The sequence below is a fragment of the Caldisericum sp. genome, from assembly GCA_022759145.1.
Lineage (GTDB): Bacteria > Caldisericota > Caldisericia > Caldisericales > Caldisericaceae > Caldisericum.
The window spans coordinates 1-4,449 of record JAEMPV010000102.1; the positions used below are offsets into that span (position 1 = coordinate 1).

The 4,449-nt window shown below is 34.5% G+C and carries 9 protein-coding genes; all 9 read right to left on the reverse strand.

The window, feature by feature from the left end; genetic code table 11:
* Positions 1-210 precede the first annotated feature (210 nt).
* Positions 211-537 carry a hypothetical protein gene (locus JHC30_06285; protein ID MCI4463759.1) on the reverse strand — a complete coding sequence of 109 codons (327 nt, stop codon included), beginning with the start codon at positions 535-537 and terminating at the stop codon, positions 211-213.
* Between the two features lie 26 nt (positions 538-563).
* Positions 564-845, reverse strand: a complete 282-nt coding sequence (locus tag JHC30_06290) for a hypothetical protein (protein ID MCI4463760.1) — start codon at positions 843-845, stop codon at positions 564-566.
* A gap of 2 nt (positions 846-847) precedes the next feature.
* Positions 848-1,054: a hypothetical protein gene (locus JHC30_06295; GenBank protein MCI4463761.1), complete on the reverse strand. Its 207-nt coding sequence runs from the start codon at positions 1,052-1,054 to the stop codon at positions 848-850.
* Between the two features lie 41 nt (positions 1,055-1,095).
* Positions 1,096-1,800 (reverse strand): hypothetical protein, encoded by a 705-nt coding sequence (locus JHC30_06300; GenBank protein MCI4463762.1) that lies wholly within the window; start codon positions 1,798-1,800, stop codon positions 1,096-1,098.
* 105 nt (positions 1,801-1,905) lie between these two features.
* Entirely contained in the window at positions 1,906-2,355 is a 450-nt protein-coding gene (locus JHC30_06305; GenBank protein MCI4463763.1) for a hypothetical protein, read from the reverse strand.
* Positions 2,321-2,650, reverse strand: coding sequence for a hypothetical protein (locus tag JHC30_06310; GenBank protein ID MCI4463764.1), 330 nt, complete (start codon positions 2,648-2,650; stop codon positions 2,321-2,323). The genes JHC30_06305 and JHC30_06310 overlap by 35 nt, the downstream gene beginning before the upstream one ends.
* Positions 2,651-2,695: 45 nt before the next feature.
* Entirely contained in the window at positions 2,696-3,238 is a 543-nt protein-coding gene (locus JHC30_06315) for a hypothetical protein (protein ID MCI4463765.1), read from the reverse strand.
* Positions 3,239-4,093: a hypothetical protein gene (locus tag JHC30_06320; protein ID MCI4463766.1), complete on the reverse strand. Its 855-nt coding sequence runs from the start codon at positions 4,091-4,093 to the stop codon at positions 3,239-3,241. It abuts the gene before it with no gap.
* Positions 4,090-4,449: hypothetical protein (locus JHC30_06325; GenBank protein ID MCI4463767.1), on the reverse strand; the 360-nt coding region annotated here is incomplete at its 5' end. The genes JHC30_06320 and JHC30_06325, both read right to left, overlap by 4 nt.

A 4,449-nucleotide genomic window follows, 5' to 3' on the forward strand; every position in this document is an offset into this window, starting at 1 on the left:
GAATATTATTATTAGTAATATCATCTGCTACAATGTGAGCTCCGTTTGGCAAGTGGTGTATTTTTCTGTAATAGGTACTGCGTTTAATTATTCTTGTAGGCACATCAACTTCTAAATTTTTGCAGAGTGTTGCTATTGCGTATTTGACTTCATTATAAGTTTTATCTTCTTTGAATGAAAAATATCCTATAACTAATGTACTCCAAGACATTATTTACCACCTTCTTCTTTTTTGTATTTTACGTATTTCTCTGCTTGTTTAATGATAAAATTGATAAAGCCAGGGTCGCCTAAGTCATCATCTGGTTTTATTTCTACCAATGAAAACATTTCTACGAAGTCTACGAAATTATTTTTGTCTTTTTCATCCATGTTAGCATGCCCGCTTACCTCTAGCCAATTCACTGCATTTTCAAGAACCCATGCATCAAAGTTTTCTTTCATCCAATCTGATAATTGGTTATATTTTTTCCAAAACTTTTTCTCTAAGTTTCTGAAATATTTTTTATCTTCTTTGGTAATTTCTTCTTCAAACATTTTATTACCTCCTATTACCCATTTGATTATTCATAGAATATTTCGTCTCCCTTTTTTTCGACAGGGACTAGGTCTTTTGGCAATTTTCTGTCTAGCATGAAATCCAATGCCTCTTCTTTGGTTGTTGCAATAATGTGATCGCAGTAAGGACAAGCAAAAGCAACTATTTCATCCGGTTCTGCCTCTTCAGTATCACTGGGGAATATAATAAGTTCTCCGTTTTTAACATATGCTCTGTGATATAAATATAGTCTTTCAATTGCTCTCAAAGATTTTAGCTCTTTTTTGCAATAAGGACATACTGGCATTATTACCACCTATTTCTTTCCCTATCCCGCATATGTAGCCTTTCGTAGTCCGCAAGGATTTCCTCGACTTTTTTGTTTAGGTATTCAATCCTTTCCTGCCTTAAGTCATTCCAAGATTTATACTGCAAATTTTGAAGTTGCTTTATTTCAAATAGGTATGAATCTGCCAAATCCAAAAGGTATTTATACTTGTCTTTATTCTTTGACATATCGAACCACCTCATAAAAAAAGCTAGGGAAAGATATGCAATTAGACAAGCCTTATTACTGGCCCGTCTAACGATATCTTTCCCTTCTCCGAAAGATCGAAGATCAGTGGTATAAGGTGATCTTTGTCCATCTTGAATTTTTCCATGAGTTCTTTGAATGTTGTCTTTTGCTTGAGTTTTATGTATTCGAATATAAGGTCTTCTTGGGTAACTTCGCCGGACTGCGGTTCTTGTTCTTTGGGCTGTTCAGTCTGTGGTTTTGGTATTTCTTTAACAGATGTTTGTGTCTGTTCTATTGGTTTTTCTGTTGGTTGTGACTCTCCCGGAGCTTTCTCCGGGACTTCTTTTTCGTCGCTCATATCATCGCCCACATATCTCACAGGCAACAGCATACCTGTCACCTCGATTGCGTTCTCGCCGCTACCAAACTTCAAATCGAAGCTCCTGAACTCAAAGAGTTTCCCGACCAAATCGACTTCAGTGAAAGTATTTGGGTCGAACTTAAGGCCAGATTGCTCAAGCATTTCGTTGAATTTCCCCCACTTTGAATTAATCCTGTCGCTGTATGGGATATATATGTATCTTATTGCTCCTTCATATGAGACTGGCTGTATCCCTATCACTAATGTCTCCCTTGAACCAGACCCGAAATCCTTGCTCTGTTGCCAGTTTGCACTGATTATTCTGCCAATGAATGAAATCCCTTCTTGCAGATTTTGCGTCCCAAACTTGTGTTCTCCTACCATTTTTTCACACCTCCATATTTTGGTATATAACCTTATAACTTGGTTGTATATATATTTTATGCCTCCTTTCCAATAAGTTTATATACTTGTTTTTTGACCCCTGTTTTATGATATATTTCCGTTTCTTGATTGAGTTTTTGATATGTTTATTTTTAGGAATGCTGGATTTATGTTTTTTATTACCCTGTATTTTATCGTAGAATATAACACAGAATACCCATAGTTAAAAGCCATTGTTAAAGGCGATGGTAGATCTTCGATTAAAAGGGCAATATCATCAACAGCAAATTCAACATTGTTTAGCAGTGTATCAACATATGAATCCATGTCTTCTTTGAATTCCCTATTGTATGCATATTCAGATAAATTTACTATTTCTGTGTCATCCATTGTATTTAGTATATCAACGATATCATCGTCCAGTTCGTAGTATAACTGATTAGGGTCTGCGTTTTTGTATTTCCCTGTCAAAGCACGTATAATAAGATCATACGACTCCGATAAATCTGCATTATCGTTTTCATGATTTATCTTTTTTGCTTTTATTTTTGGCATTTCTATCACCTCCTTCTATGCCATATTTTATATATTCCTCATAGGTTATAAACCTATTCGGAATTAGAATTTCACCAAACCTCGCTCTTCCATCCGAATAAAACACTATTTTTATGTAGTTATTCTTTGGATCGATGTCTGCGATCTGCCAACCAATTGGGTATTCTCCATAGTCCTTGACTAGTCTATCATATTCCTTCCTACTTAATTCCACTTTTATTGGCAGATCATCTTGCAGCTCAAACATATGGTCATAGTGAATGTCTAACACTACTTTTTTGTTGTCTATATACATATTTTTCCCTCCTTACATAAAAAATAAAAAAAGGTTTAAAAAGTTTTATTTGGTTTTTGACTTGAGTATTTCGTTGAGTTCATTGTGCCTCTGGTATAATGTATCAAGGATTTTATATACAAAGTCAAGGAAGCTATCGAATTCCTCTAAGAAATCAAGAGATTCAAAGACAACATGCGATTTTAATAGTTCTGGCATTATGTTTTTGCTTCTGTCCTCTTTTTCCTGCTTTTCGCACTCGATGTCAAGTCTGAATTTCTTGTAATAGCTAAAGTCTTTCCAAGACGTATTCGAATGGTATAGGTATGCATTTTTATCGCTTGTCCAGAAATAAACACTGAAATACATATCTCCACCAAGCTTAAGCCGTGCATAATAGTTTATAAGAACCGGAAGTATATATTGGAAATCCTGTGGGTATAGGTCTTCGATTTCATCTACGACTGTATACTTCAACTTCTCTGTTTCTTTGCGGTCTATGGAAAAATTGTTTTTCACTACTTCTATGGTATAAAGATATGACTTGTTATATATGGCATATACTTCATCAGCCCTGAAGTCAGTTTTTGTGATGAAATATACTTTCATTTATCCCCACCTCGTCAAGTAGAACACTTGTAATATACGGACAGCACTGCCATAATCAAACTCTCCAAGGTTAATAGGTTCATGTATCTCAAGATAACCATCATAGTCCATTTTTGATTTGTCTGCAACCAATACCAAAGTTGTTGGAGACGGGAATTGTAATAATGCATATACTTTTTCTTCGTTTCTTGCTTTTATTAATGTTATATTGCTGTATAGCCCGTTATATAGCATAAATTCTGCCAAATGCACGTAGGTTATTTCTTGCATTGAATTCTTAAAGTATTTGTTTATGTCTTCTTCGGGTATGAGTTCATCGCCTTCGTTGATTTCTATTTTCTTCCGTAGTTTTTTACAGAATTCAACATCCCCTATGGCAAACGTCTTTAGATATTTGTCAATTGAAACGACTGTATTAGTAAATGTTTTGTTGTTTTCTATTTGAAGAAGCGAATAAAGACCTTTGAAACTGTATGACTCAACAGCATATTTTAGTTCATTTGTATAACGAATGAAATCTTTGTAATAATCAGGGTTAATTCTATCAAGAAATTTAAGATTATCCGGTGGGTCTACTTCGGCATTATTCGATTTTGATTTAGATTTTTGGCTTTCATAGTATTCAACGTATTGAAGCAAATTACTTGATTTCATCATAGTCAATAAATCATTGACAATCATGTCTGGTCTATCTTTGAAATAACTTGCGTACATAGTAGCCAACATTCCTCTGTATGTATCCAGAGGATTATAGAAATATGAAGCAACTGAAATATTACTGAACATGTTCTGCATGAATTTAATCTTATCATCAACCGATAAAACTTTGTATAGTGGATATGGAAAGTCATTCATGCTTCCACCTCCCATACTTCGTTTGCTTTCACTTCACCCCTTATTTGTTTCTTGTATAAGTAAAAGAACAATGTTTGTGCCATTTCAGTAGCTTTATTTCCATACGCTGAATCCAAGTTTATCAGTCTGAGTGTATCATCTATTTTTGACAAAACCTCTATAAAAGGTCTATTATTCAGGTCACCAAGGCATACTTGATAATTAAAGTATATTCTGCCATTATAGATATTAGGTGAGATAATCGAATTGCTCACATTTGGATGAAAAGCATTCAAAGCATACATAGCAGTAACCTTTGGCTCTATCTTTGTTGCCAAGACATCAATGTAAAACGTTCTGAGTTCATTTGGTATATC

What these genes read in the sequence shown, in the direction of transcription:
- JHC30_06310 (MCI4463764.1), bottom strand. Translation starts at nt 2,650, where the DNA reads ATGTATATAGACAACAAAAAAGTAGTGTTAGACATTCACTATGACCAT.
- JHC30_06305 (MCI4463763.1), bottom strand. Translation starts at nt 2,355, where the DNA reads ATGCCAAAAATAAAAGCAAAAAAGATAAATCATGAAAACGATAATGCA.
- JHC30_06285 (MCI4463759.1), bottom strand. Translation starts at nt 537, where the DNA reads ATGTTTGAAGAAGAAATTACCAAAGAAGATAAAAAATATTTCAGAAAC.
- JHC30_06295 (MCI4463761.1), bottom strand. Translation starts at nt 1,054, where the DNA reads ATGTCAAAGAATAAAGACAAGTATAAATACCTTTTGGATTTGGCAGAT.
- JHC30_06290 (MCI4463760.1), bottom strand. Translation starts at nt 845, where the DNA reads ATGCCAGTATGTCCTTATTGCAAAAAAGAGCTAAAATCTTTGAGAGCA.
- JHC30_06315 (MCI4463765.1), bottom strand. Translation starts at nt 3,238, where the DNA reads ATGAAAGTATATTTCATCACAAAAACTGACTTCAGGGCTGATGAAGTA.
- JHC30_06320 (MCI4463766.1), bottom strand. Translation starts at nt 4,093, where the DNA reads ATGAATGACTTTCCATATCCACTATACAAAGTTTTATCGGTTGATGAT.
- JHC30_06300 (MCI4463762.1), bottom strand. Translation starts at nt 1,800, where the DNA reads ATGGTAGGAGAACACAAGTTTGGGACGCAAAATCTGCAAGAAGGGATT.